Raw genomic sequence first — 25,023 nt, 5'->3', positions numbered from 1 at the left:
AACTGGATCCGACCTGAGAGGTCCGGCCAGACTGTATCCGGCTGGGTAAGCAGGTGTAAATTTATATATCTACGATGACACTTTTTTTCGGTGGGTCTTTGCCTGGCCCGGCATCTTTTGCGCATGTAGGCGCATCTAGAGGTGACTTTAAGAGCGGCAGTTCGTCTCAAGCTTCAACTGCCGGCAATGTTCAGGCTATCGATCATTGATTGATCGAAGCCCTTTCTGTAACCGCCAGCGGCAAGGGATGACGAGTGCGCCTTGAGCTATTGCAGCATTGGTGCCTACTATTCTCTACGTGCTGGTTGTGAGCGCTATAGGTTTTCTCGTTGTCGAAACCGGCACGGGGTGGCGTAGATGTTCCTTCGCCGGAAAAACATCGGTAAGGTAGGGGTCGAAATCCAAGACCCGCGAGGAGTAGTGATGAGCGAGGCGTTGTCCATCCACCATGACCAGGCTGGTCATCAGTTCGAGACCAATGTGGACGGTCATCGTGCCTATCTGACCTATATGGACCTGGGCAAACAGACCCTGGACATCTATCGCACCTTCGTGCCCAACGCATTGCGCGGGCGCGGCATTGCTGCTGCGTTGACCGAGGAAGCGTTGAAGTTCGCCGAAGAGGCCGGGTACACCGTGATCCCTTCGTGCTCTTACGTAGAGCGCTACATGGAGCGCCACCAGCGCCATGCCGCGAAGCTCTGAATAGTGAGTGAGGCGGGACGCGGAACGTCCATGGCTGCATTCCCACGCAGAGCGTGGGAACGATCAAAAACGCCGGGCTAAGCCCGGCGTTTTTGTGTGTGCAGTTTAAGGTCAGGTGCGTTTGCGCTTGGGCAACACGTCCTTGAGCTTGGCATGCATGCTGCGCAGGGTGGTCTCGGTGGCGGACCAATCGATGCAGGCATCGGTGATCGACACGCCGTACTGCAAGTCGGCCAGGTCTTTTGGAATCGACTGGCAACCCCAGTTCAGGTGGCTTTCGACCATCAAACCGATAATCGACTGGTTGCCTTCGAGAATCTGGTTGGCGACGTTTTCCATCACCAGCGGTTGCAGGGCCGGGTCCTTGTTGGAGTTGGCGTGGCTGCAGTCGACCATGATGTTCGGCTTGATCCTGGCCTTGTTCAGCGCCTGTTCGCACAGCGCCACGCTGACCGAATCATAGTTGGGCTTGCCGTTGCCGCCGCGCAATACCACGTGGCCATAGGCGTTGCCCTTGGTGGTGACGATGGACACGCCACCTTCCTGGTTGATACCCAGGAAGCGGTGCGGGCTGGACACCGATTGCAGGGCGTTGATCGCAACCGTCAGGCCGCCATCGGTGCCGTTCTTGAAGCCCACGGCCGACGACAGGCCGGACGCCATTTCGCGGTGGGTCTGGGACTCGGTGGTGCGTGCGCCGATGGCCGACCAGCTGATCAGGTCCTGCAGGTATTGCGGGGAGATCGGGTCCAGCGCTTCGGTCGCGGTCGGCAGGCCCATTTCGGCCAGGTCCAGCAGCAATTGACGACCGATATGCAAGCCGTCCTGAATCTTGAACGAGTCGTCCAGGTACGGGTCGTTGATCAAACCTTTCCAGCCGACGGTGGTGCGTGGTTTCTCGAAATAGACGCGCATCACCAGGTACAAAGTGTCGGACACTTCAGCCGCCAGCACTTTAAGGCGCTCGGCGTATTCGTGGGCGGCCTTGAGGTCATGGATCGAGCAGGGGCCGATCACTACGAAAAGGCGGTGGTCGGTGCCGTCGAGAATGTCACGAATGACTTCGCGGCCCTTGGTCACGGTCTGCAGGGCAGCATCGCTCAAAGGGATTTCGCGCTTGAGCTGATCAGGGGTGATCAGGGTCTCGTTGGATTCGACGTTAAGGTCATTGATCGGTAAATCAGCCATCGTGTTACTCGCCAGGGTCACGGGTGCCGGCCGCCAGCTATCCCCGTGCGGCGGGCACAGCATGATTTGAATGCAGGGGGGAGGAACCTTAGCGCGTAACACGGGGCCGCGACAATGGGCAAAGCCGGCTTTAATCCAGCACCGGCGCCACAAAGGTGTCGTGGGCGAACTCACCGGCATGACGCGAAACCCACTCACGGGCCATGGTCTCGAGCTGGGCAGGGGTTGGCTCGGCGTCTTCGTGCAGGCGGCAGTAGCGTTCGATCTGGCACACTTGCTCGCCCATGCGCGCACCGAACAAGGCATGTTCATCGGTAAAGGAAATGCCGATACGGTAGCCATTTTCGACTTTGCGACACCAGGCTACATAGCCCGGATAACGGGCGCTGGCGCCCAGGGACGGGATACGCAGATCAACCGCCGTGCCCTGGCGCCAGGCACGCGGGCAATTGCAGGCGACGCCGCCCAGGCCGATAGTGTGCAGGCGTTGGCGGGGAATAGCGGGGGCGGGGCGTTGGATTAACTCGACAGCGACATCATCAGGGTGAGGTAAAAAACGACCCATGTACACGGACTCCGAGCACCGTCCAATTGACGGCAGTGGCAGCAGTATAGTGAAGGAACTGGAATTGACCGACCTGGATATTGACCAGCAATTGCTGGGATTGCCAGGTATTTCGCTGCTGGTGTTTACCAGCGCAGGCTGTTCCAGTTGCCGTTGGGCACGCCAGCAACTGCCCGGCTGGACGTTGCCGGTTGAGCGCGTGTGCTGGGTGGATGCCGGGCACAACGGCGGTGCGGTCGAACGCTACCAGATCTTTCATTTGCCTGCGTTGTTCCTCGTGTGCGAGGGTCAATTCCTTGGGCAATTACACACGCGTCTTACCCAGCCCGAGCTTGCGGACGCGATTAATCAAGCACTTACCCGTACTCCAGAGGATCTGCCATGACCCCCCAGTCGCCCCGCATCGGCATTATCGGCACCGGTGCCATCGGTGGTTTTTACGGCCTGATGCTGGCGCGTGCCGGGTTCGATGTGCACTTTCTGTTGCGCAGCGAATACGCGGCGGTCGCCGAGCACGGCCTGCACCTCAACAGTACCTTGCACGGCAAGCTGCACCTGCACCCGGTGCAGGCCTATGCCCAGGCGGCCGATATGCCGGCGTGCGATTGGCTGCTGGTCGGCACCAAATCCACCGGCAACGTGGAGCTGGCCCCGACCCTTGCCCAGGTTGCCGCACCGGGCGCCAAGGTGGTACTCCTGCAAAACGGCCTCGACGTCGAAGACAGCCTGCGCGAACACCTGCCAGCGTCGCTGCACCTGTTGGGCGGCCTGTGTTACATCGGCGTGCATCGTTCCGGGCCGGGTGTCGTCGAGCATCAGGCGCTGGGCCGCGTGAATCTTGGCTACCACAGTGGCACGGCGGCCGATGATGAGGCGCAGCAGAAAGCCATTGTCGAGGAGGGCGCCGCGCTGTTTCATCAGGCCGGCATCGAGTCCCAGGCCATGGCCAATGTGCACCAGGCGCGGTGGCATAAGTTGGTCTGGAATGTGCCGTTCAATGGCCTCTCGGTGTTGCTGGGCACCGGCACCAGCGCGATGATGGCCGATGAGTCCAGCCGCGAGCTGATCCAGGCCCTGATGACTGAAGTGGTGAAGGGCGCCCGTGCCTGCGGCCATGAAATTCCCGGCAGTTACGTCGAGCAAATGCTCACCATGACCGACACTATGGCTGACTACCTGCCCAGCATGTACCACGACCACGTGCACAAACGCCCCCTGGAACTGGCAGCGATCTACGCTCGGCCATTGGCCGCTGCCAAAGCGGCGGGCTGCGAATTGCCACGCATGCAGGCGCTCTACCAGGCCTTGAGTTTTATTGATCGGCGCAACCGCTGATTCGGGGAGAAATACCATGGCGAAAGGATTGGGCGACAAACTGGTGCTGGCGATTTCGTCGCGGGCACTGTTCGACCTGAGCGACAGCCACAAGGTCTACCTGACCGAAGGGGTGGAGGCGTATCGCAAATACCAGATCGAACACGAGGAAGAAACCCTCGAACCCGGCGACGCCTTCCCGTTGGTCAAGAAGCTCCTGAGCCTCAACGCCAGCCTCGGGCGTGCCCGCGTCGAAGTGGTGTTGGTGTCACGCAACAGCGCCGACACCGGTTTGCGCGTGTTCAATTCGATCCAGCATTACGACCTGGATATTTCCCGCGCCGCTTTCGTCGGTGGGCGTAGTCCCTATCCTTATTTGGCCGCGTTTGGTTGCCATCTGTTTCTATCCACCCATGCTGAAGATGTGCGCAGCGCCCTGGACGCAGGTTTCGCTGCGGCGACGATTTTGTCGGGCGGCGCACGCCGGGCATCGAGTGAAGAACTGCGCATTGCATTTGACGGCGATGCGGTGCTGTTTTCCGATGAATCCGAGCGGGTGTATCAAACCGGTGGGATAGCGGCGTTTCATGCCAGTGAGCGCGAGTCGGCACGCGAGCCTTTGCACGGCGGCCCGTTCAAGGGCTTCCTGGCAGCGCTCAACCTGTTGCAGCGCGAGTTTGCGGACGACGCCTGCCCGATCCGCACCGCCCTGGTCACTGCGCGTTCGGCGCCGTCCCATGAGCGGGTGATTCGCACCTTGCGCGAATGGGACATCCGCCTGGATGAGTCGCTGTTCCTTGGCGGCCTGGAGAAATCCGCGTTTTTGGAAGCGTTCGCCGCCGATGTGTTTTTTGATGACCAGGCCGGTCATTGTGAGAAAGCCAGGGAGGTGGTAACCACCGGGCATGTGCCCCATGGCATCAGCAATGAGTTGAAAATCCAGAGCGAGCACTAGCTGCTAAGCTCAATCAATCCCCGCCATCCTGGCAGTCCAGGAGGTTCTATGATTCGTTCGATGCTGTATGCCACGGACCTCGGTCTGTATGCGCCGTATGTCATGCAACATGCGCTGGCGCTGGCCCGAACGTTCAAGGCGGATTTATATGTGATCCATGTGGTTGAGCCGATCGGGTTGTTCGCCGAATCGGTGTTGCAAAGCTACCTTGATGAGCAGGCCCTGAGTGAATGGCAGAGCCAGGGCCTGAACACGTTGATGGCGACCATCGAGCAACGGGTGCTCGACAGTTTCCGCGAGGAGTTGGGGGAGGGCGAGCAAGACCTGCAGTTGATTCGCTCGGTGCGCGTGATCCAGGGGGACCCGTGCGAGGTGATTCTCGACCAGCTGCGTAAACTTTCCGTGGACCTGTTGATCGTAGGTAGTCATAGCCACGCAACTGCGGCCGCCACACCGCTTGGGCGCACGGCGGCGCGGGTGCTGCAACTGGCCACAGTGCCGGTTTACATGGTGCCGTCGCTGCAGCGTCGACGCAGTGATGACGCGTGATTGGTAAAAACGATAAAAAGTTCTAGATTTATCTGTCTGACCTTTAATATAGTTATATACCGTCGCTGATACCCGTGGCGTCTATCCGCTTTGAGGGACATATATGAAGCTTCAACAACTGCGCTACATCTGGGAAGTGGCGCACCACGACCTCAACGTTTCCGCTACCGCTCAAAGCCTTTACACCTCGCAACCCGGTATCAGCAAGCAGATCCGCCTGCTCGAAGACGAGCTGGGCGTCGAAGTGTTCGCGCGCAGCGGCAAGCACCTGACCCGAGTCACCCCGGCCGGTGAGCGCATCATCACCACCGCCGGCGAGATCCTGCGCAAAGTCGAAAGCATCAAGCAGATCGCCCAGGAATTCTCCAACGAGAAGAAAGGCACCCTGTCGATCGCCACCACCCACACCCAGGCGCGTTATGCCTTGCCGCCGGTGATCCGCGATTTCATCAAGCAATACCCCGATGTGGCCCTGCACATGCACCAGGGTTCGCCGATGCAGATCGCCGAGATGGCCGCTGACGGCACCGTCGATTTTGCCATCGCCACCGAAGCCCTTGAGCTGTTCGGCGACCTGGTGATGATGCCGTGCTACCGCTGGAACCGTTGCGTGGTCGTGCCCCAGGGCCACCCGTTGGCCAAGCTGCCGAAACTGACCCTCGAAGCCCTGGCTGAATACCCGATCGTCACTTACGTGTTCGGTTTTACCGGCCGTTCCAAGCTCGACGAAGCCTTCAGCCATCGCGGCCTCACGCCGAAGGTGGTGTTCACCGCCGCCGACGCCGACGTGATCAAGACCTACGTACGCCTGGGCCTGGGCGTGGGCATCGTCGCCAAGATGGCGGTCGACACCAACCTCGATAAAGACCTGGTGGTACTCGACGCCAGCGAGCTGTTCGAGTCCAGCGTGACCAAGATCGGCTTCCGCCGTGGCACCTTCCTGCGGGGTTTCATGTGCGACTTCATCGAGAAGTTTGCGCCGCACCTGACCCGTGAAGTCATGGCCAAGGCCATCCAGTGCCATAACAAGCAGGAACTGGAAGAGCTGTTTGACGGGGTTGAATTGCCCGTCCACTGAGTGGTTTATTTGGCCTCGGTAACCGTAAAGTGTTGCCGGGCGCCCGCCACCAGAATCTCCACCTCATCACCCTCGAACTTGCCCAGCAGGCTTTTGCCCAGAGGCGAGCGCGGGGTGATGACGGTCACCGGCTGGCCCACCACATCGACTTTCAAGCCGGCTGCATCCGGCGCCAGGAACAGCCATTGCTGGCGGCCGTTCTCGTCCTCCAGGCCCAGTAGCGTGCCGACCTCTATCCCGCGTTGATCATCGTAGGCGCGTAGTTGCAGGTTCTGGCACAACGCCAACGCTTGTTTGATCTCTTCGACGCGCCTGGCCTGCCCGGCTGCGAGGTAGGAAGCTTCCAGCCCCAGGGTGTCGTATTTGTTCTCCGCGATGTTTTCTTCGTGGGTCGCGGTCTCGTAGGCGGTCTGCGCGGCACGCTGGGCGATGTCGAGGTCGACGCTGAGTTTTTCCAGGATCAACTGGTGAACGGCATGTTTATTCATGGGTGTGTTGGGTCATTCGCAAAATTGCAGGACATTCGCCTTGCTCTTTTCATTGGGCGCGTTCCGGTCTTGTTGCAGCCAGAACTGGCATTTGGGGTTGGACAGGTTGCGCGCATTGTTGCGCGCCTGGTCCAGGGTTTGTTGTTGTTCCTGTTTGCGCAGGTTCTCGGTGTACTGCTCGAACATACGGTTGGGCGGCTCCGGTGCCACGGCGGCCGGTTTGCCGATCTGTTGAACGGCTTGTTGAACCGCTTGAGCCACGGGGGCGACGCTTTGCGGGAACAGGTAGCGCGAGGCCAGCCAGGCGGTCAGCACGATGGCGATAAACCCCAGCCACAGGCCAAAAGCCACGGCAGCACTGAGCTTGAACAGCGACAACGGACGTTCGGACATGTTGGCCTCCTGGCAGGCATTGATGGCGTGGCGGCGATTGTCGCACAGCCACTGTGCAGAATAATCGCGATCAAGCCTTCTGCATCGGCGCATTTATGCGGACAATCGAGCCTTTGAAGGTTGGAGCCCGGAATGAAAGCCCGCTGGGATATTTTTTGCAGCGTCGTCGACAACTACGGCGACATCGGCGTGACCTGGCGCCTGGCCCGGCAGTTGGTGGTGGAGCACGGGTGCGAAGTGCGCTTGTGGGTCGACGACCTGCGCGCCTTCGAGCGCATGTGCCCCGAAATCGATGTGCAGCTCGATCAGCAATGGCAGGAGGGCGTTGAAGTGCGCCACTGGCCGGGCGACTGGCCGCAGACGCAACCTGCTGACGTGGTGATTGCCGCCTTTGCTTGCCAGTTGCCGCCCGATTATATGGAAGCCATGGCGGCGTGCGAACGCACGCCGTTGTGGATGAACCTGGATTACCTCAGCGCCGAAGATTGGGTGGTGGGTTGCCACCGCCTGCCGTCGGTGAAGTTCAAGGGCGTGCAGAAGTACTTCTTCTTTCCGGGGTTTCGTCCGGGCACGGGCGGGCTTTTGCGTGAAAGCGGCTTGTTGGAACAGCGTCAGGCATTTCAGCAAGACGGCGCAGCGCAACAACAATTCCTACAGTCCATAGGCGTCGTTCCGGCAGCCGGTGCGCGGCTGATGTCGTTGTTTGCCTATGAAAATGCCGGGCTCGCCAGCTGGCTGGACGTGTTGGCGACGGATGGGCATGCCACTCATCTGTTGGTGCCGGAAGGCCGCATCCTCGGCGACGTGCAGCGCTGGCTCGGTGTCGAGGCGCTGGCGGTGGGCGATGTGCATCAACGCGAGGCGCTGACCGTGCAGGTGCTGCCGTTCGTGCGCCAGGAACAATATGACCGCCTGCTGTGGTGCTGCGACTTCAACGCCGTGCGCGGCGAAGACTCGTTCGTGCGTGCCCAGTGGGCCGGGCGGCCGTTGCTGTGGCACATCTACCGCCAGGACGAAGACATCCACCTGGACAAGCTTGATGCCTTTCTAGCGCTGTACACCGCCGCCTTGTCGCCCGCCGCCAAGGTCGCTGTGGTGACCCTGTGGCAAGCGTGGAACGCTGATGGCGATATGGCACAAGCGTGGAAAATGCTCATGGAACACTGGCCGCAGGTACACCTGCACGCGCAAACCTGGTGTCTGGAACAAGGCTTGCAGGCCGATCTTGCGACGGCGCTGGTACAGTTTTATGAAAGTTGGATATGATACGCCACCTTGAATTTTGTAAATCCCATCCAAATTTCGGATATATGCAATGAAAACTGGTAAAGAACTGAAACCCGGTACAGTGATCCGTCTCGAAAACGACCCTTGGCTGGTTCAGAAAGCTGAGTTCACCAAGTCTGGTCGTAACAGCGCAATCATGAAGACCAAGCTGAAGAACCTGCTGACCGGTTACAAGACCGAGATCGTTTACAGCGCCGATGACAAACTGGACGACGTGATCCTCGACCGCAAAGAAGCGACCCTGTCCTTCATCAGCGGCGACACCTACACGTTCATGGACACCACCGACTACACCATGTACGAGCTGAACGCTGAAGATATCGAAGCTGTTCTGCCGTTCGTGGAAGAAGGCATGGAAGACGTCTGCGAAGCGATCTTCTTCGAAGACCGTCTGGTTTCCGTAGAGCTGCCGACCACCATCGTGCGTAAAGTTGCCTACACCGAAGGTTCCGCTCGCGGCGACACTTCGGGCAAGGTGATGAAGCCTGCCAAACTGGCTAACGGTACCGAGCTGCAGGTTGCTGATTTTATCGAAATCGACGACCTGATCGAGATCGACACCCGTGAAGGTGGTTCGTACAAAGGTCGCGCCAAGAAGTAATTCTGGCCAAACCGTACGACACAAAAAGCCCGACCTGGCGTCGGGCTTTTTTGTGCGCGTCTGTTAATCAGACCGTCACGTGCAGGCGCACATCGACGTTGCCACGGGTAGCGTTGGAGTACGGGCAGACCTGGTGCGCGGCGTCGACCAGGCTTTGCGCCTCGTCTTGTGCCAGGCCCGGCAGGCTGATGTGCAGGTCGATATCCAGGCCGAAACCGCCGGGGATTTGACCGATGCCGACGTGGGCGGTGATCGAAGCGTCATCCGGGATTTTGCGTTTTGTCTGGCTGGCGACGAATTTCAGCGCGCCGATAAAGCAGGCCGAGTAGCCGGCGGCAAACAGTTGCTCCGGGTTGGTGGCCTGGCCGCCAGCGCCGCCCAGCTCTTTGGGCGTGGAGAGTTTGACGTCGAGGATGTTGTCGCTGGAAACAGCGCGACCATCACGGCCGCCGGTGGCGGTGGCTACTGCGGTATAGAGCGTTTGCATGGTGTCGTCCTCTTGGGTTTTTAGCACTAAATGTTTGTGCGCTAAGTAGTTGGTGAGGCGAATATATAGCGCTAATATTTAGCGCGCAAGATAAATTTACAAAATGTTTAGTTGAGTACAAAAATCCCAAAATGTGGGAGCGGGCTTGCCCGCGATGGCGGTGAATCAGTTAGCACATCTGGCGACTGACACACCGCTATCGCGGGCAAGCCCGCTCCCACATTCAGATTTTTAGTGTTTGGAAAATCGCGTCAGACGGCGTTCTGCAAATGACTACGCAACGCAATCAAATCCGCCTGCAGCTTGCGCAACTGCTCAAGCTGCATACCGCTCGCCCCTAGAATGCACTGCGGAATCCCCATCGCCTTTTCCTGCAAGGCACGTCCCGCTTCGGTCAATTTCACCACCACCACCCGTTCATCTTCGCGCTTGCGGGTGCGGCTGAGCAGGCCTTCGGCTTCCAGGCGCTTGAGCAATGGCGTGAGGGAGCCTGGGTCGGTGAGCAGGCGGTGGCTGATTTCGCCGACGGTCAAGCCGTCCTCTTCCCACAGCACCATCATGGCCAGGTATTGCGGGTAGGTCAGGCCGAGGGCCTGCAGCAGCGGCTTGTAGACTTTGGTCATCAGCAGCGACGTGGAGTGCAGGGCGAAACACAGCTGGTTGTCCAGCATCAGGTTTTCGCACGGGTTGGGATTTTTACTCATGGTGATGCCTTAAAAAGCGTGTCTGCCCAGGAATCTAGCGGGCAAACCTTTAATGCGCCAGATAATTCTGGCGCATCGGTCAGACCAAGCCGCTTTGCAGCGCCAGATCCCATGGCGGCACGGGGCTGAAGCGCGATTTGAGGTATTCCAGCAGCAAGCGGCTGCGCGCATTGGGTTGCTGTTCCAGGCGCAACGCATAGATGCCGGCGGTTTCCGGGCTGGGCAGTCCGTTTTCGCAAAACAGCGGCAGCAGCTCGCCGCGCACCAGGTATTCGCTGGCCAGCCACGTGGGCAGGTGGGCGATGCCCAGCCCGGCCAGGGCGCCAGACAGCAGGGCTTCGGCATTGTTGGCGCTCATGCGGATACGCCGCGGCCGGTAGAGGGTGCGGCGCCCATCCAGTTCGAAGCGCCAGGCGAACATCGGCGCCAGGCCGTCCCAGTCCAGGCCATCGTGCTCGCTCAACTCGCGTGGGTGGCTCGGCGTGCCATGGCTTTTGAGGTACGCCGGGCTGGCGCAGGCGATGCGCACAATGCTCGCCAGGGGCGTGGCCACCAGGCGCGTGTCAACGATATGCCCGGCGCGCAGCACCAGATCGACTTTGCCCAGGTGCGCACCCTGCATATCGACAAAGCTGTCGATCAAGTGCAGGTGCACATCGAGCCCAGGGTACACATTCAAAAAGTCGGCAATCACCGGCGCCAAGTGCCGTCGACCAAAGGCGGCGGGGGCGTCGACCCGGATCAAGCCTTCCGGCGCATGGCTCAAGGACACGGCTTCGGCGCGGGCCAGTTGCAATTCGCTGACGATCCGCCGCGCCCGCTCGGCAAAGGCCAGGCCCGCCGGCGTGGGCACCACCGCGTGGGTGCTGCGCTGGAACAGGCGGCTGCCCACCGAGCTTTCCAGGCTGTCGATGCGCCGCGCCACCGCCGAGGGTGTCAGTGGATGGCGGCGCGCGGCGGCGGAAAAGCTGCCGGCTTCCAATACATCCAGAAACAGGCTCAGTTGCTCGGTCAGGGTGTTGGGGTTCATGGGCATGTGCTTATGCGAGATTGGCACAGCCATTGTGCGTTGCTGTGCGTTTCCGCGCTAGAGTCGACTGCGTAGCATGCAAGGCCTGGGCTTCTGGAGTGGTGAGCTGTGGTGGATTTGGCGATGTATCTGGTATTGGGCGCGGCGCTCGGCACGGTCGGCGGCTTGTTTGGCATTGGTGGCGGGCTGATTGCAATTCCGGTACTGGGCGTGTTGTTCGGCCTGGATCAACAGATTGCCCAAGGCACGGCCTTGGTGATGGTTGTGCCCAACGTGATGCTGGCCTTGTGGCGTTACCACCAGCGTAACCGGATTGAATTGCGCCACGCGTTGCCGCTGGGGGTCATGGGCTTCAGCTTTGCCTGGCTGGGTTCGATCTGGGCGGTGGGCCTGGACGCCGGGGCCATGCGCATCGGCTTCATCGCGTTCTTGCTGACGCTGGCGGCGTACAACCTGCTGCGCCTGTTCACCCGCAACGCGCCGCCGACCGCGCAAATGCGTTATTCCTGGCCATGGCTTGGCGTGCTGGGTGCCGCGTCCGGCTCCATGGGCGGCTTGTTCGGCGTGGGCGGCGCGGTGGTTGCCACGCCGGTGCTGACCAGTCTGTTCGGCACCACTCAGGTGGTTGCGCAAGGCCTGTCACTGGCCCTGGCATTGCCCAGCACCAGCGTGACGCTGGTCACCTACGCCTGGCACCATGAGGTGGACTGGATGATCGGCGTGCCATTGGCGGTGGGCGGTCTGCTCAGCATCAGTTGGGGCGTGAAAGTCGCCCATGCACTGCCCGAGCGTGTGTTGCGCGGGCTGTTCTGCGCCTTCCTGGCCGTGTGTGCGGTGATGTTGACCTTTAAAGTCTGAAGCCTTCGACGATGTAGTCCGCCAGGCATTCGGTGATCGGCGAGGTCATCGCCGGGTTACGCAACAAGTGCAGGTTCATCGAAGGCAGTGGCGGGAAGCCTTCGTCACTGCTCAGGACTCGCAAGTCGTCGGTCACCAGGCTTTCCATGCACACCATCACGGCCAGGCCCGCGTTAACCACCGCCTGGATCGCTGCCACATTAGAGCTGTGGTAGGCCATGCGATAATCACGCCCGGCCGCATCCAGCGCTGCGCGGGTCCACTGGTAGTAGAGGCAGTCAGTACCGGAACCGGCCAGGGGCAGTGCCTCGTGCTCGTCCACGCAGAAGCACGGCGCGGCCGCCCACACCATGCGCTCGGTACGCAGCAACTCGCCGATTTCCTTGCCGGGTTCGCGGCTGATGACGGTCAGCGCCAAGTCTCTGCGCTGCATCAACACCGATGACGACTCACAGTGCATCTCGATCTGGATCAGCGGGTAGGCCTTGGAAAACTGTTTGAGAATGCCAGGCAGAAAACGCATCACGTAGTCATCCGGCGTGCCGATGCGCACCAATCCCACCATATGCGGCTCGCGCAGGGTGTTGAACACTTCACTGTGCAGTTTCAGGATGCGCCGTGCGTAACCCAGTAATACCTCGCCTTCCGGCGTGAGCCTGACTTGGCGGCCATCGCGCTCGAACAGCTTGCGTTGCAGCACGTCTTCTTCCAGCCGCTTCATCTGCATGCTCACTGCCGATTGCGTGCGGTTGACTAACTCGCCGGCGCGGGTAAAGCCGCCCTGGTCGGCAATGGCGACGAAGGTGCGCAGCACGTCGGTGTCGATGCTTGGGTAGCCGGACAATTGATCAATCTCCGAGATGTATTGCATAAGAAACATTCGTTGGATTGATCATAAGGTCAGGCACACACTTGCGCCATCCCCACGGGAGGGCGAGAAGATGAAAGGTCAGAAAGGTTTTGTGTTGCTGGGCAAACGCCCGTTTTCCGGGCTGTTGCGCACGGTCGCCCGCTGGCAGGCGCTGCATGAAGAGCGCCATGCCCTGGCAAGCTTGAGCGATGAAGCGCTCAAGGACATCGGGCTCAATCGCGGCGATGTCGAGCAGGAGCGTCACCTGCATTTCTGGCAAGACCCGCTGCGAAAATGACCCGGGATGCAGTAGGGTGGTCGGCGAGCTCACACGGAGAGAACCATGCCCGCCGACCTGTCCTTTTCCCTCAAGCAAGCACGCCGCATGGCGCTGGCGGCCCAGGGTTTTTCCGGGCGCCAGGCGCCAGCCTTGATCAAGACTGCGCACCTCAACCGTTTGATTGAGCGGTTGGGTGTATTGCAGATCGATTCGGTCAACGCCGTGGTGCGTTCCCATTACCTGCCGCTGTTTTCGCGCCTGGGCCATTACTCCCCGTTGATCCTTGAACACGCTGCCTGGAGCCAGGGCCGGCGCCGCTCGTTGTTTGAGTACTGGGGCCATGAGGCCTCTTTGCTGCCCATGGCGCTGTACCCGTTGATGCGCTGGCGCATGGAGCGGGCGAAGTTGGGGCAGGGCATCTATTCGCAGATGGCGCGTTTTGGGCGTGAGCAGCAGGCCACCATCGAGCGCGTGCTGCACACCGTCGAGCAGCAGGGCGCATTGGGCGCGGGCAGCTTGTCGACCCGCGAGGAGCGTGCCGGCCCTTGGTGGGATTGGAGTGAGGAAAAACACGCGCTGGAATGGCTGTTCGCTGCCGGTCTGGTCACCGTCGCGGGGCGGCGCGGTTTTGAGCGGCTTTATGATTTACCGGAACGGGTCATTCCTGCCGACATTCTTCAAGCGTCTGTGAGCGAGGCCGAAGCTCAGCGTGGCTTGCTGCTGCACAGCGCGACCGCATTGGGCGTCGCCACCGAAAAAGACCTGCGCGACTATTTCCGCCTCGACCCCGCCGACAGCCGTGGCCGCCTGGCCGAGTTGGTCGAGGATGGGCAGTTGCAGGTGTGCCAGGTGCAGGGCTGGAAACAGCCGGCGTACTGCCTGCCTGAACCCAAAGTGCCGCGCAAAGTGCCAGCAAGCGCCTTGCTCTCGCCGTTCGATTCATTGATCTGGGAGCGCAGCCGCACCGAGCGCCTGTTCGACTTCCGTTACCGGCTTGAGATCTACACCCCGCAACACAAACGGGTGTATGGCTACTACGTGTTGCCGTTTTTGCACAACGAACGGATCGCCGCACGGGTTGACCTGCGCGCTGAGCGCGCCAATGGGCGCCTGGCGGTGCACGCGGTGCATGAGGAGGAGCCGGGGCTGGATGAGGAAGGGATGCAGGCGTTAGCCCTGAATCTGCGGCAGATGGCGGACTGGCTGGGGCTGGAGCAGGTGCAGCTCAACTGCCAGCGGCCGAGTGCGGCGCGGCTTCGGGTGGCGATGTTGCAAATATGAGTTGTCGAGGGCTTTTGTGGCGAGCGGGCTTGCCCCGCGTTGGGCTGCGAAGCAGCCCCATCACAAACACCTCGGTATATCTGGAAGAACGGGGTGGCTGGTTTCAGGGTGGCTTCGCCACCCAACGCGGGGCAAGCCCGCTCGCCACAACAAGCCTATGAGTCAGCGTTTGACTTGCTTCAACGTCTCGGCAATCAGAAACGCCAGTTCCAGCGACTGGTCGGCATTCATCCGTGGGTCACAGTGGGTGTGATAACGGTCCGACAAACCATCTTCGGTAATCGGCCGTGCGCCGCCGATGCATTCGGTGACGTTCTGCCCGGTCATCTCGATATGGATCCCGCCGGCATAGCTGCCCTCGGCCTGGTGCACCTGGAAGAACTCCTTCACCTCGCCAAGAATCTGCGCAAAGTCGCGGGTCTTGTAGCCGCTGCTGGCTTTGATGGTGTTGCCGTGCATCGGGTCCGAACTCCACAGCACCTGCTTGCCCTCGCGCTGTACCGCACGAATCAGGTTGGGCAGGTGGTCGCCGACCTTGCCGGTGCCCATGCGCGCGATCAGGTTGAGGCGGCCTGGGTCGTTGTCCGGGTTGAGGATGTCGATCAGGCGGATCAGGTCCTCAGGCTTCATGCTTGGGCCGACCTTGACCCCGATCGGGTTGTTGACCCCGCGCAGGAACTCGACATGGGCGCCGTCCAGCTGACGGGTGCGGTCACCGATCCAGAGCATATGGGCCGAGCAGTCGTAATAGTCATTGGTCAGGCTGTCGCGGCGCACGAAGGCTTGTTCATAGTTCAGCAGCAGCGCTTCGTGGGCGGTGAAGAAGCTGGTTTCGCGCAGTTGCGGCGAGCTGTCCATGCCGCAGGCACGCATGAACGCCAGGGTTTCGTCGATGCGGTCGGCCAGTTGGCTGTATTTTTCGGCCAGCGCGGAGTTGGCGATAAAGTCCAGGTTCCACTTATGCACCTGGTGCAGGTCGGCAAACCCGCCCTGGGCAAACGCACGCAGCAAATTCAGGGTGGCAGTGGACTGGTGGTAGGACTGCAGCAGGCGGTCCGGGTCCGGCACGCGGCTTTTTTCATCGAAGCCGATGCCGTTGACGATGTCGCCACGGTAGGCGGGCAGGGTGACGCCGTCGATGGTTTCATCGTTGGCCGAGCGCGGCTTGGCGAACTGGCCGGCCATGCGTCCGACTTTGACCACCGGGCAACCGGCGGCGAAGGTCATCACGATCGCCATCTGCAGCAGCACCTTGAAGGTGTCGCGGATTTTTGCCGCAGAAAACTCGGCAAAGCTCTCGGCGCAGTCGCCACCCTGCAACAGGAAGGCGCGGCCCTGGGTCACTTCGGCAAACTGGCGGCGCAATTCGCGGGCTTCTCCGGCAAACACCAGTGGCGGGTAGCTGGCCAGGCTTTGCTCCACGTGCAGCAAGTGCGCAGCGTCCGGGTACTGGGGTTGTTGCTGGATCGGCAGGGCGCGCCAGCTGTCGGGGCTCCAGGGTTGGCTCATCATGAACTCGATAGGTTGATTGACGGTTGGGCGCCAATGTTAGCAGCAATTAGTGCGTGACCTGTTGCCGCCGCTTGGCCGACAATCGCGCCTTTGCCGTGCGGTAAACCCTTTAGGAGTAGTGATGAGCGAGGAGCGTGTCGAGCGCCTGCTGGCCGAAGTCCATGATGATTTCGGCATGATCCGTGTGCTCGAAGTGGCCGATTACCGTTTTCTCGAGTTTGGCGATGCCATCGAGCAAAGCTGCGTGTTTACCGCCGACCCGAGCTGGCTGGAGTATGACTACACCCGTGCGATGTTGATTGGCGCGTTGTGCCATGAGCAACCGGAGAGCGCGCTGTTCCTCGGCCTGGGCGCCGGCACGCTGACCCAGGCGTGCCTCAAGTTTCTGCCGCTGGAAGACGTCGAGGCCATTGAACTGCGCCCGGATGTGCCGCGCCTGGCCATCGAGTACCTGGGGCTGGATGACGACCCGCGCTTGTACATCCGCATTGGTGACGCGCTGCAATTGCTCGATACCGCCGAGTCGGCCGACCTGATCTTTGTCGACCTGTACACCGATGTCGGCCCGGGCGTCGGGCACCTGGCCTGGACCTTCCTGGAAAACTGCCAGAAAAAGCTCAACCCCGGCGGCTGGCTGGTGATCAACCAGTGGGCGACCGATGACGGTAAACCATTGGGCGCGGCGTTGTTGCGCGGGTTGTATCACCGGCATTACTGGGAACTGCCGGTGAAGGAGGGCAATGTGATTTTGCTGGTGCCTTCCGAGCTGGATCAAGAACTGGATATGGCTGCGTTGTCGGACCGCGCCGAGGCGTTGGCGCCGCGGTTGGGGTATTCGTTGCAGGCGTTGATCAAGGCGATTCGGCCGGCGACTTAGTTGCCTGTACTGACGCCATCGCGGGCAAGCCCGGCTCCTACAGTTGAATAGCATTTTCCGGTTGAAATGCATTCCACCTGTGGGAGCGGGCTTGCCCGCGATGAGGCCCGCACAGCCTACTCAAATCCCCTTGAACACCCCCGGCCGCTTCTCAACCATCGCCCGCACACCTTCTTTGGCATCTTCACTGTTCAACAGCTTCTCCACCACCCCCTGCAATCCGGCCGCCGCCACGGTTTCACCTTCCATGCGCGCCTGACGCGCCGACATCAATGTCGCCTGCACCCCTAACGGCGCCTGGCGGGCAATGCGGCTGGCCAGTTCGATGGCGCGCGGCAGCAGGTCTTCACTGGCCATCACTTCCTGCACCAGCCCCAGCCGCAGCGCCTCATGGGCGTCGAATTCATCGCCGGTCAGCAGCCAGCGCATGGCGTTGCCCCAGCCGGCAATCTGATGAAAACGCAGGGTCGCGCCGCCGAACGGGAAGATCCCGCGCTGCACTTCCATCTGGGCAAAGCGCGTGTTGCTGGCACAGAGGTTGATATCCGCCGCCAGCATCAACTCGATGCCGATGGTCAGGCAGTAACCCTGGGCCGCGACGATCACCGGTTTATTGACGCGGGGGCCGGCAAACACGCCCCACGGATCGCAGCCGCCCAACGGTGGTTGCCAGCCTCCCGACATCACGCCACTGACATTGGCCAGGTCCAGCCCGGCGGTAAAATGCTCGCCGTGGGCAAATACCACCGCCACCCGAGCGTCGTCGTTTCGATCAAATTCGCCATAGGCCAGGCTCAGCTCATTGAGCAGGTCCAGGTCAAAGGCATTGCGCTTGGCCACTCGATCCAGCCCCAACAGCAGGACATGACCCTTTAATTCACGGCTGACGCGACTGCTGCTGGCTTGATTCATCGGGGGTGGCCTCGGGGGCTTGGGTAGGGTTTTAGACCAATGGGTCTTGATGCACAGGTGAACCGTTTAAGTGTTGTGACCAACAGGGCCGGGCCTTTGAAAAATAGACCTTGGCGCGGGTATGCGCAAAGACTGTGACGCAGCGCGGTATATCGGCACTTTCGGATAAAAAAAGCTCCCTTTTTCAGCTATTTCCGGTATAGTGCGCGCCGGCCTTTAACCGGGCCGCGTTTAGGTAGCGCAATTCCCCGAAGTCAGCTTCGGCTGCACGTCCGCACAGCGGACTCTCCCTTGACGAATCTTTTTCATTCATTCGTTTTCGCAAATCCCCGCCGACAAAGCAGCCAGGGCGACTCTTGAGTCTCAACACGGCATGCGCAGCTTTGGAGCATGGGTCTTTGCGGATGCACTTAGAGGCAGACCCATGACCCAGGAAACCGGCGGCTTCGCCGCTTTTAATCTTAACCCGAACATTCTTGCTGCCGTCATTGCGACCGGCTACGAAGAACCTTCGGCTATTCAGCAGCAATCGATCCCGATCATCATGGCCGGCCAAGACATGATTGGCCAGGCGCAAACCGGTACCGGTAAAACCGCCGCGTTCGCCCTGCCTATCCTGCACTGCATCGATCCTGCCAAGCGCGAGCCGCAAGCCCTGATCCTGGCGCCAACCCGTGAGTTGGCGCTGCAAGTAGCAACCGCTTTTGAAACCTACGCCAAGCAAATGCCAGGCGTAACCGTTGTGGCCGTTTACGGCGGCGCGCCTATGGGCCCACAACTCAAAGCAATCCGTAACGGCGCACAGATCGTTGTCGCCACCCCGGGCCGTCTGTGCGACCACCTGCGTCGTGACGAGAAAGTGCTGTCGACCGTGAACCACCTGGTTCTGGACGAAGCTGACGAAATGTTGAAGCTGGGCTTCATGGATGACCTGGAAGTCATCTTTAAAGCGCTGCCACCGACCCGTCAGACCGTACTGTTCTCGGCCACCCTGCCACAGTCGATCCGTGCCATTGCCGAACGCCACCTGCGTGATCCGCAACACGTGAAGATCCAGACCAAGACTCAGACCGTTACCGCGATCGAACAGGCTCACCTGTTGGTTCACGCTGACCAGAAGACCTCGGCTGTATTGAGCCTGCTGGAAGTCGAAGACTTCGACGCCCTGATCATGTTCGTGCGCACCAAGCAAGCGACCCTGGACCTGGCCAGCGCCCTGGAAGCCAAAGGCTACAAAGCCGCTGCGCTGAACGGTGACATTGCCCAGAACCAACGTGAGCGTGTGATCGACTCCCTCAAGGATGGCCGTCTGGACATCGTTGTGGCGACCGACGTTGCCGCCCGTGGCCTCGACGTTCCACGTATCACCCACGTGTTCAACGTTGACATGCCTTACGATCCAGAGTCCTACGTTCACCGTATCGGCCGTACCGGCCGTGCGGGTCGCGAAGGTCGTGCATTGTTGCTGGTGACTCCACGTGAGCGCCGCATGCTGCAAGTGATCGAGCGTGTCACCGGTCAGAAAGTTGCCGAAGTCCGCCTGCCGGATGCCCAGGCCGTTCTCGATGCGCGCATCAAGAAACTGACCAACAGCCTGTCGCCGCTGGTGGCTGACGCTGAATCGACCCACGGCGACCTGCTGGACCGCCTGACTGCCGATATCGGTTGCACCCCACGTGCCCTGGCTGCAGCTCTGCTGCGCAAAGCCACCAACGGTCAGGCCCTGACCCTGGCAGCGATCGAGAAAGAACGCCCACTGGTACCGAACAACGCGCCACGCGGTGATCGTCCAGAGCGTACTGGCGACCGTCCGGACCGTGGTGATCGTGAGCGTCGCGCTCCGGTTCCATTGGCCGAAGGCCGTGCTCGTTGCCGTACCGCGCTGGGCGCGCGTGACGGTATCGCCGCCAAGAACCTGCTGGGCGCTATCCTCAATGAGGGTGGCCTGGCACGTGAAGCCATCGGTCGCATCCAGGTGCGTGACAGCTTCTCCCTGGTGGAGCTGCCGGAAGACGGTCTGGAAAAACTGCTGGCCAAGCTCAAAGACACTCGCGTTGCCGGTAAGCAGCTGAAGCTGCGTCGCTACCGCGAAGATTGATCTGCCTTTGGGCTGATTGATCGCACATAAAAAATCCCCGACTGGTTCGGGGATTTTTTTTGCCTGGCATTTCTTTCGAATCAGCACCCGATCAAATGTGGGAGCTGGCTTGCCTGCGATAGCGGTGTATCAGTGGCAAATAGGCTAACTGAACCACCGCTATCGCAGGCAAGCCAGCTCCTACCTTTAGATCTCCGTCAACCGAAGCGGTAGATGTCCATACCCAGCGCGCCCAGGGTAAAGCCCTGATGCGCCACACTGAAATCCCCTCCGGCACCCCGTGCAAAGTACAACGGCAACAAGTGTTCATCGCTGGGATGGCTGCGCACGGCGTGTGGCGCCTGGCGGCGGTAGTCGTGCAGGGCCGCTTCATCGTTGGCGGCAAGTTTATCCACCATCCAATCGCGAAAATCCCGTGCCCAGGGCTCGATGCTCTCGGGTCCGGCGCGCCAGTTCAGCTCACCCAGGTTATGGGTGATGCTGCCGGAGCCGATCAACAGCACACCCTGTTCACCCAGGCTCGCCAGGGCATGCCCGACTCGGGTTTGCAGTGCCGGGCCCATGCGGCTGGGCAAGGACACCTGCACCACCGGAATATCCGCCGCCGGGTACATCAGTGACAGCGGTACCCAGGTGCCGTGGTCGAAGGGGCGACGTGCATCGAGTTGCGCATCCAGGCCATCGGCTTGCAACAGCTCGACGATCTGCCCGGCCAGCTGCGGGTTGCCCGGTGCCGGGTACTGCACGGCAAACAGTTCGGCAGGGAAGCCGCCGAAGTCGTGCCAGGTTTCCGGGGCGGCGCTGCCCGTGACGAGTAATTCGTGGCTTTCCCAATGCGCCGATACCACCACAATCGCTTTTGGCCGTGGCAGTTCAGCCGCCAGACGGCGCAGCGCAGGGCCGCTGGCACCGGGTTGCAGGGCGAGCATGGGCGAGCCGTGGGAGATAAACAGGCTGGGGAGCATAAGTCGGGTCCTGAGGGTTAACATAGGCCCATCTTCAATCAGATCATTGATCTAAATCTAATATAAGTTTTAGCGCCTTTTGATCGAATTTTCAGGGTGATTTATGCAACCTAAGTTTTGGCAAGAGCGCTGGGCGCGCAATCAGATTGGCTTTCACCTGCCCGACGTCAACCCTTACCTGCAACGGCATTGGCCGAAACTGGCACTGCAGGACGGCGCAAAAGTGCTGGTGCCGTTGTGTGGCAAGAGCCTGGATTTGATCTGGCTCGAAAGCCTTGGGTATCGCGTAATGGGCGTGGAACTGTCGAAGCAGGCGGTTGAAGCCTTCTTCAGTGAGCAAGCGTTGACGCCGCATATCCGCCAGCAAGGCGCGTTCAAGGTATATGTGTCCGGCTTGATCGAGGTGTGGTGCGGCGACTTCTTCGCCATTGACGCCGAGGCGGTGAGCGATTGCACTGCACTCTATGACCGCGCGGCGTTGATCGCTCTGCCGCCGCTGATGCGGGCGCAATACGCTGAGCATCTGCATACGCTTGTGCGCCCTGGCTGCAAGGGGCTGCTGATTACCCTGGATTATGATCAGACGCAGAAGGCTGGACCGCCGTTTGCGGTGACTGACGAAGAAGTCAGGGTGTTGCTGGGCTTGCGTTGGAGCTTGGAGATATTGGAGGAGCGAGACATCCTGAGTGAGAGCTGGAAGGCTATGCAGGATGGCGTCACGCGGCTTGATGAGCGTGTGTATCAGCTGACTATGCGTTGACCCAGCCATCGCCATCGCGGGCAAGCCCGGCTCCCACATTGGAATGCGTTCACTGTGGGAGCCGGGCTTGCCCGCGATGGCGTTATCAGCACCCACAAAAAAGGGGCGACCAAGTCGCCCCTTTTTGTGTCACTGCAAAGCCGTCACTGCTGAGCCATCATCGCTGAGCTATCAGCCCCGGCGACGCAGCGCATCGATACGCTCCTCCAGCGGCGGGTGGCTCATGAAGAAGCGGGCAAAGCCTTGCTTGATGCCACCGTTGATGCCAAATGCGGTCAGGCTGTCCGGCATGTGCACCGGCAGGCCTTGTTCCGAGCGCAAGTGTTGCAGCGCTGCGATCATCGCCCCGGTGCCGGCCAGGCGGGCACCGGCTTCGTCTGCGCGGAATTCGCGTCTGCGCGAGAACCACATGGTGATCGCGCTGGCCAGGAAGCCCAGCACTACTTCAGCGAAGATGGTCGCCACGAAGTAGGCGATGCCACGGCCTTCTTCGTTCTTGAAGATCACCTTGTCGACAAAGTTGCCGATGATCCGTGCGAAGAACATCACGAAGGTGTTCACCACGCCTTGTACCAGCGCCAGGGTGACCATGTCGCCATTGGCCACGTGGCCGATCTCGTGGGCCAGCACGGCCTTCACTTCGTCGTAGGAGAAGCGTTCGAGCATGCCCTGGCTCACCGCAACGAGCGCGTCGTTCTTGTTCCAGCCGGTGGCGAAGGCGTTGGCTTCATAGGCGGGGAAGATCCCGACCTCAGGCATCTTGATGCCGGCCTCGCGGGACAGTTGCTCAACGGTTTGCAGCAACCATTGCTCATGCCGGGTGCGTGGCTGGGTGATGACCTGGGTGCTGGTGCTCATCTTCGCCATCCATTTGGAGATGAACAGCGAAAACAGCGAGCCGGCAAAACCAAAGACCGCACAGAAAACCAACAGCTGATTGAGGTTCAGATCAACCCCGTTGGCCGCCATGAACCCGTTGAAGCCGAAAAGGCTCAGGGTGATGCTGGCAATCAGCACGACCGCCAGGTTAGTGGCCAAGAACAGCAGGATGCGCATCATGGTTGTAGAGTTCTCCTCATGCTTAATATGTCGCGTACTGCGGGGTATATAAGGTGCGGCCTGGGGTGATTCAACCGAGCGACTATTTCAAACTGTGTCCTACAGCATCAATGTAGAGCCTTGAAGGGAATTTCTGACCTGAAAAGTGACCGCTGATCACCCCGCTCATGCCTTGGCGCCCTGTAGTTACAAGGGGCTGACCGGTCCGTGGTGTGCAGCGGCAAGCGAGGAGGGGAGGCAGGCTAGAGAAGTGTTGCCAGATACTCGCTGTACGACCGAATGGTGGTCGTACAGCGACTTTTACATTACTGGCGATAGGACTTGAGGAAGTTGCCGATGCGACCAATGGCCATGTCCAGGTCATCCACACGCGGCAAGGTCACCACGCGGAAGTGATCCGGCCACGGCCAGTTGAACGCCGTTCCCTGCACCACCAGCAGCTTTTCCGACAGCAGCAGGTCGAGCACGAATTTCTCGTCGTTGAGAATCGGGCAGACTTTCGGGTCGATGCGCGGGAAGGCATACAGCGCGCCCATGGGTTTCACGCAGCTGACGCCCGGGATCGCGTTGAGCAGTTCCCAGGTGCGGTTGCGTTGTTCCAATAGACGGCCCTGGGGCAAGACCAGGTCGTTGATGCTCTGGTAGCCGCCGAGGGCGGTCTGGATCGCATGCTGGCTCGGCACGTTGGCGCACAGGCGCATATTGGCCAGCATGTCGATGCCTTCGATGTAGCTCTGGGCATTGTGCTTGGGGCCCGAGATGGCGATCCAGCCGGAACGGAAACCCGCCACCCGATAGGACTTGGACAGGCCGTTGAAGGTCAGGCACAGCAGGTCCGGCGCGAGGGAGCCGGTGCAGATGTGCACGGCGTCGTCGTAGAGGATCTTGTCGTAGATCTCGTCGGAGAACACCACCAGATTGTGCTGGCGCGCCAGTTCGAGCATGCCCAGCAACACTTCTTTGGAATAGACCGCGCCGGTGGGGTTGTTCGGGTTGATGATCACCAGGGCCTTGGTGTTCGGGGTGATCTTGGCCTTGATGTCGGCCAGGTCCGGGAACCAGTCCGCGCCTTCATCGCACAGGTAGTGCACCGGGTGGCCGCCGGCCAGGGTCACGGCAGCGGTCCACAGCGGGTAGTCGGGCGCCGGCACCAGCACTTCATCGCCATTGTTGAGCAAGGCCTGCATGGACATCACGATCAGCTCGGACACGCCGTTGCCCAGGTAGATGTCTTCGATGCCGACACCTTCCACCTGCTTTTGCTGGTAGTACTGCATCACGGCTTTACGGGCGCTGAACAGGCCTTTGGAGTCGCTGTAGCCCTGGGCGGTCGGCAGGTTGCGGATCACGTCCTGGAGGATTTCGTCCGGTGCTTCGAAACCAAAGGGCGCCGGGTTGCCAATGTTCAGCTTGAGGATGCGATGGCCTTCCTCTTCCAGGCGTTTGGCGTGCTTGAGCACTGGGCCGCGAATGTCGTAGCAGACGTTGGCGAGCTTGTTCGATTTGCTGACCTGCATGGCGATGTGATCCTGAAAATGAACGATCCAGACGGCGTGGACACTACCGTACTGCGAAACCTGCGGGGCCCGCACCCATAAATACGTTTGAATGCCGGTAGCGCGGGTGCCAGACTGGCGTTTTGAAGAGGCGCAATCATACGTGCCGCCTGATCCATGGAAAAGACACAGATCAGGGTTTTTCAGTTGCCGAGGTGTACCGATGGATAAGTTGCAGAAAACCGTTGATGAATGGAAGGCGATGCTTGATCCGGAGCAGTACAACGTGTGCCGTCTCAAAGGCACCGAGCGACCTTTCAGCGGCAAATACAATGCCACCAAGACCGATGGCGTGTACCACTGCATTTGCTGCAATGAGCCGCTGTTCGATTCCACCACCAAGTTCGATTCCGGCTGCGGCTGGCCGAGCTTCTACGCACCGATTGCCGACAGCGCGATGATCGAGATCCGTGACGTCAGCCACGGCATGATCCGCACCGAAGTCACCTGCGCCAAGTGCGACGCGCACCTGGGGCATGTGTTCCCGGACGGCCCGCCACCCACCGGCCTGCGTTACTGCATCAACTCGGTGTGCCTGGACCTCGTTCCACGCTGACTGATCGTGACTGATCGTGACTGATCGTTCCCGCGCTCCGCGTGGGAATGCCTCCTGTGACGCTCCACGTCACGACTTTAGAAGCGAACGCAAAGCGTTCTGGGCTGCATTCCCA

28 protein-coding genes are annotated in these 25,023 nt (G+C 60.5%); 15 read left to right on the top strand and 13 right to left on the bottom strand.

What is annotated here, in order from left to right:
• The first annotated feature begins 423 nt into the window (after window positions 1–423).
• Window positions 424–705: a GNAT family N-acetyltransferase gene (locus tag AOA59_RS30630; protein ID WP_003189869.1), complete on the top strand. Its 282-nt coding sequence runs from the start codon at window positions 424–426 to the stop codon at window positions 703–705.
• 111 nt (window positions 706–816) lie between these two features.
• Here the strand turns inward: AOA59_RS30630 and AOA59_RS30625 are convergent, their stop codons facing one another.
• Window positions 817–1,893: a 3-deoxy-7-phosphoheptulonate synthase gene (locus tag AOA59_RS30625; protein WP_017136144.1), complete on the bottom strand. Its 1,077-nt coding sequence runs from the start codon at window positions 1,891–1,893 to the stop codon at window positions 817–819.
• 130 nt (window positions 1,894–2,023) lie between these two features.
• On the bottom strand, window positions 2,024–2,458 hold the full coding sequence (locus tag AOA59_RS30620; protein ID WP_065929722.1) for a PilZ domain-containing protein: 435 nt from the start codon (window positions 2,456–2,458) through the stop codon (window positions 2,024–2,026).
• Here AOA59_RS30620 and AOA59_RS30615 point away from each other — a divergent pair.
• The 5 genes from AOA59_RS30615 to cysB all read left to right on the top strand — a co-directional run bounded on the left by AOA59_RS30615 (window position 2,457) and on the right by cysB (window position 6,354).
• A complete protein-coding gene (locus AOA59_RS30615; RefSeq protein WP_058422835.1) occupies window positions 2,457–2,843 on the top strand; it encodes a co-chaperone YbbN in 387 nt (128 codons plus the stop codon). The genes AOA59_RS30620 and AOA59_RS30615 overlap by 2 nt on opposite strands.
• Window positions 2,840–3,793 (top strand): putative 2-dehydropantoate 2-reductase, encoded by a 954-nt coding sequence (locus AOA59_RS30610; RefSeq protein WP_099490028.1) that lies wholly within the window; start codon window positions 2,840–2,842, stop codon window positions 3,791–3,793. The genes AOA59_RS30615 and AOA59_RS30610 overlap by 4 nt, the downstream gene beginning before the upstream one ends.
• Window positions 3,794–3,809: 16 nt before the next feature.
• A complete protein-coding gene (locus AOA59_RS30605; protein ID WP_099490027.1) occupies window positions 3,810–4,727 on the top strand; it encodes a 5'-nucleotidase in 918 nt (305 codons plus the stop codon).
• Between the two features lie 48 nt (window positions 4,728–4,775).
• On the top strand, window positions 4,776–5,276 hold the full coding sequence (locus tag AOA59_RS30600) for a universal stress protein (protein WP_099490026.1): 501 nt from the start codon (window positions 4,776–4,778) through the stop codon (window positions 5,274–5,276).
• 103 nt (window positions 5,277–5,379) lie between these two features.
• Window positions 5,380–6,354, top strand: coding sequence for an HTH-type transcriptional regulator CysB (cysB, locus tag AOA59_RS30595; protein ID WP_003189876.1), 975 nt, complete (start codon window positions 5,380–5,382; stop codon window positions 6,352–6,354).
• Between the two features lie 5 nt (window positions 6,355–6,359).
• On the opposite strand, the gene AOA59_RS30590 is transcribed toward cysB, so the two are convergent.
• Together AOA59_RS30590 and AOA59_RS30585 are read right to left on the bottom strand one after the other, a co-directional pair.
• On the bottom strand, window positions 6,360–6,842 hold the full coding sequence (locus tag AOA59_RS30590; RefSeq protein ID WP_099490025.1) for a GreA/GreB family elongation factor: 483 nt from the start codon (window positions 6,840–6,842) through the stop codon (window positions 6,360–6,362).
• A gap of 12 nt (window positions 6,843–6,854) precedes the next feature.
• Window positions 6,855–7,235 (bottom strand): hypothetical protein, encoded by a 381-nt coding sequence (locus AOA59_RS30585; protein WP_099490024.1) that lies wholly within the window; start codon window positions 7,233–7,235, stop codon window positions 6,855–6,857.
• 132 nt (window positions 7,236–7,367) lie between these two features.
• Between AOA59_RS30585 and earP the strand changes: the two genes are divergently transcribed.
• Entirely contained in the window at window positions 7,368–8,501 is a 1,134-nt protein-coding gene (gene earP, locus AOA59_RS30580) for an elongation factor P maturation arginine rhamnosyltransferase EarP (protein WP_099490023.1), read from the top strand.
• A 49-nt stretch (window positions 8,502–8,550) separates the two neighbouring features.
• Window positions 8,551–9,123 carry an elongation factor P gene (locus AOA59_RS30575; RefSeq protein ID WP_003218698.1) on the top strand — a complete coding sequence of 191 codons (573 nt, stop codon included), beginning with the start codon at window positions 8,551–8,553 and terminating at the stop codon, window positions 9,121–9,123.
• A 67-nt stretch (window positions 9,124–9,190) separates the two neighbouring features.
• On the opposite strand, the gene AOA59_RS30570 is transcribed toward AOA59_RS30575, so the two are convergent.
• From AOA59_RS30570 to AOA59_RS30560, 3 genes are all read right to left on the bottom strand, one after another.
• The gene (locus tag AOA59_RS30570; protein WP_056857183.1) at window positions 9,191–9,610 is read right to left on the bottom strand and encodes an organic hydroperoxide resistance protein; all 420 of its coding nucleotides are present in this window, start codon (window positions 9,608–9,610) and stop codon (window positions 9,191–9,193) included.
• A 251-nt stretch (window positions 9,611–9,861) separates the two neighbouring features.
• Entirely contained in the window at window positions 9,862–10,314 is a 453-nt protein-coding gene (locus AOA59_RS30565; RefSeq protein WP_099490022.1) for a MarR family winged helix-turn-helix transcriptional regulator, read from the bottom strand.
• Window positions 10,315–10,393: 79 nt separating this feature from the next.
• The gene (locus AOA59_RS30560) at window positions 10,394–11,344 is read right to left on the bottom strand and encodes a LysR family transcriptional regulator (RefSeq protein WP_056857181.1); all 951 of its coding nucleotides are present in this window, start codon (window positions 11,342–11,344) and stop codon (window positions 10,394–10,396) included.
• Between the two features lie 108 nt (window positions 11,345–11,452).
• Between AOA59_RS30560 and AOA59_RS30555 the strand changes: the two genes are divergently transcribed.
• The gene (locus AOA59_RS30555; RefSeq protein WP_056857180.1) at window positions 11,453–12,202 is read left to right on the top strand and encodes a sulfite exporter TauE/SafE family protein; all 750 of its coding nucleotides are present in this window, start codon (window positions 11,453–11,455) and stop codon (window positions 12,200–12,202) included.
• On the opposite strand, the gene AOA59_RS30550 is transcribed toward AOA59_RS30555, so the two are convergent.
• Window positions 12,192–13,073 (bottom strand): LysR substrate-binding domain-containing protein, encoded by an 882-nt coding sequence (locus AOA59_RS30550; RefSeq protein WP_056857179.1) that lies wholly within the window; start codon window positions 13,071–13,073, stop codon window positions 12,192–12,194. The two genes, AOA59_RS30555 and AOA59_RS30550, sit on opposite strands and share 11 nt — an antisense overlap.
• Before the next feature lie 70 nt (window positions 13,074–13,143).
• Between AOA59_RS30550 and AOA59_RS30545 the strand changes: the two genes are divergently transcribed.
• Both AOA59_RS30545 and AOA59_RS30540 read left to right on the top strand, forming a co-directional pair.
• Window positions 13,144–13,350 carry a DUF1127 domain-containing protein gene (locus AOA59_RS30545; protein WP_069788698.1) on the top strand — a complete coding sequence of 69 codons (207 nt, stop codon included), beginning with the start codon at window positions 13,144–13,146 and terminating at the stop codon, window positions 13,348–13,350.
• Window positions 13,351–13,395: 45 nt separating this feature from the next.
• On the top strand, window positions 13,396–14,613 hold the full coding sequence (locus AOA59_RS30540) for a winged helix-turn-helix domain-containing protein (protein WP_099490021.1): 1,218 nt from the start codon (window positions 13,396–13,398) through the stop codon (window positions 14,611–14,613).
• 162 nt (window positions 14,614–14,775) lie between these two features.
• Here AOA59_RS30540 and AOA59_RS30535 read toward each other — a convergent pair whose 3' ends face one another.
• Window positions 14,776–16,122, bottom strand: coding sequence for a class II 3-deoxy-7-phosphoheptulonate synthase (locus tag AOA59_RS30535; RefSeq protein ID WP_099490020.1), 1,347 nt, complete (start codon window positions 16,120–16,122; stop codon window positions 14,776–14,778).
• Window positions 16,123–16,246: 124 nt separating this feature from the next.
• Between AOA59_RS30535 and AOA59_RS30530 the strand changes: the two genes are divergently transcribed.
• Window positions 16,247–17,002, top strand: a complete 756-nt coding sequence (locus tag AOA59_RS30530) for a spermidine synthase (RefSeq protein ID WP_017136161.1) — start codon at window positions 16,247–16,249, stop codon at window positions 17,000–17,002.
• 120 nt (window positions 17,003–17,122) lie between these two features.
• Here AOA59_RS30530 and AOA59_RS30525 read toward each other — a convergent pair whose 3' ends face one another.
• A complete protein-coding gene (locus AOA59_RS30525) occupies window positions 17,123–17,914 on the bottom strand; it encodes a crotonase/enoyl-CoA hydratase family protein (RefSeq protein ID WP_099490019.1) in 792 nt (263 codons plus the stop codon).
• Between the two features lie 424 nt (window positions 17,915–18,338).
• On the opposite strand from AOA59_RS30525, the gene AOA59_RS30520 reads away from it, so the two are divergent.
• Window positions 18,339–20,012 (top strand): DEAD/DEAH box helicase, encoded by a 1,674-nt coding sequence (locus tag AOA59_RS30520; protein ID WP_017136163.1) that lies wholly within the window; start codon window positions 18,339–18,341, stop codon window positions 20,010–20,012.
• Between the two features lie 197 nt (window positions 20,013–20,209).
• On the opposite strand, the gene AOA59_RS30515 is transcribed toward AOA59_RS30520, so the two are convergent.
• Entirely contained in the window at window positions 20,210–20,977 is a 768-nt protein-coding gene (locus tag AOA59_RS30515; protein WP_099490018.1) for a class III extradiol ring-cleavage dioxygenase, read from the bottom strand.
• 103 nt (window positions 20,978–21,080) lie between these two features.
• Between AOA59_RS30515 and AOA59_RS30510 the strand changes: the two genes are divergently transcribed.
• Complete coding sequence (locus tag AOA59_RS30510) at window positions 21,081–21,737, top strand: thiopurine S-methyltransferase (RefSeq protein ID WP_099490017.1); 657 nt, start codon at window positions 21,081–21,083, stop codon at window positions 21,735–21,737.
• 171 nt (window positions 21,738–21,908) lie between these two features.
• On the opposite strand, the gene htpX is transcribed toward AOA59_RS30510, so the two are convergent.
• Both htpX and AOA59_RS30500 read right to left on the bottom strand, forming a co-directional pair.
• Entirely contained in the window at window positions 21,909–22,796 is an 888-nt protein-coding gene (gene htpX / locus AOA59_RS30505; RefSeq protein ID WP_056857171.1) for a protease HtpX, read from the bottom strand.
• A gap of 305 nt (window positions 22,797–23,101) precedes the next feature.
• Complete coding sequence (locus AOA59_RS30500; RefSeq protein WP_017136168.1) at window positions 23,102–24,313, bottom strand: pyridoxal phosphate-dependent aminotransferase; 1,212 nt, start codon at window positions 24,311–24,313, stop codon at window positions 23,102–23,104.
• 202 nt (window positions 24,314–24,515) lie between these two features.
• Between AOA59_RS30500 and msrB the strand changes: the two genes are divergently transcribed.
• The gene (msrB, locus tag AOA59_RS30495; RefSeq protein WP_065912389.1) at window positions 24,516–24,908 is read left to right on the top strand and encodes a peptide-methionine (R)-S-oxide reductase MsrB; all 393 of its coding nucleotides are present in this window, start codon (window positions 24,516–24,518) and stop codon (window positions 24,906–24,908) included.
• Window positions 24,909–25,023: the final 115 nt, after the last annotated feature.

It is taken from the genome of Pseudomonas sp. 2822-15, from assembly GCF_002742515.1.
In the GTDB taxonomy this organism is placed as follows: Bacteria; Pseudomonadota; Gammaproteobacteria; order Pseudomonadales; family Pseudomonadaceae; genus Aquipseudomonas; species Aquipseudomonas salomonii.
This window is presented reverse-complemented; position numbering and strand designations above follow the sequence as displayed.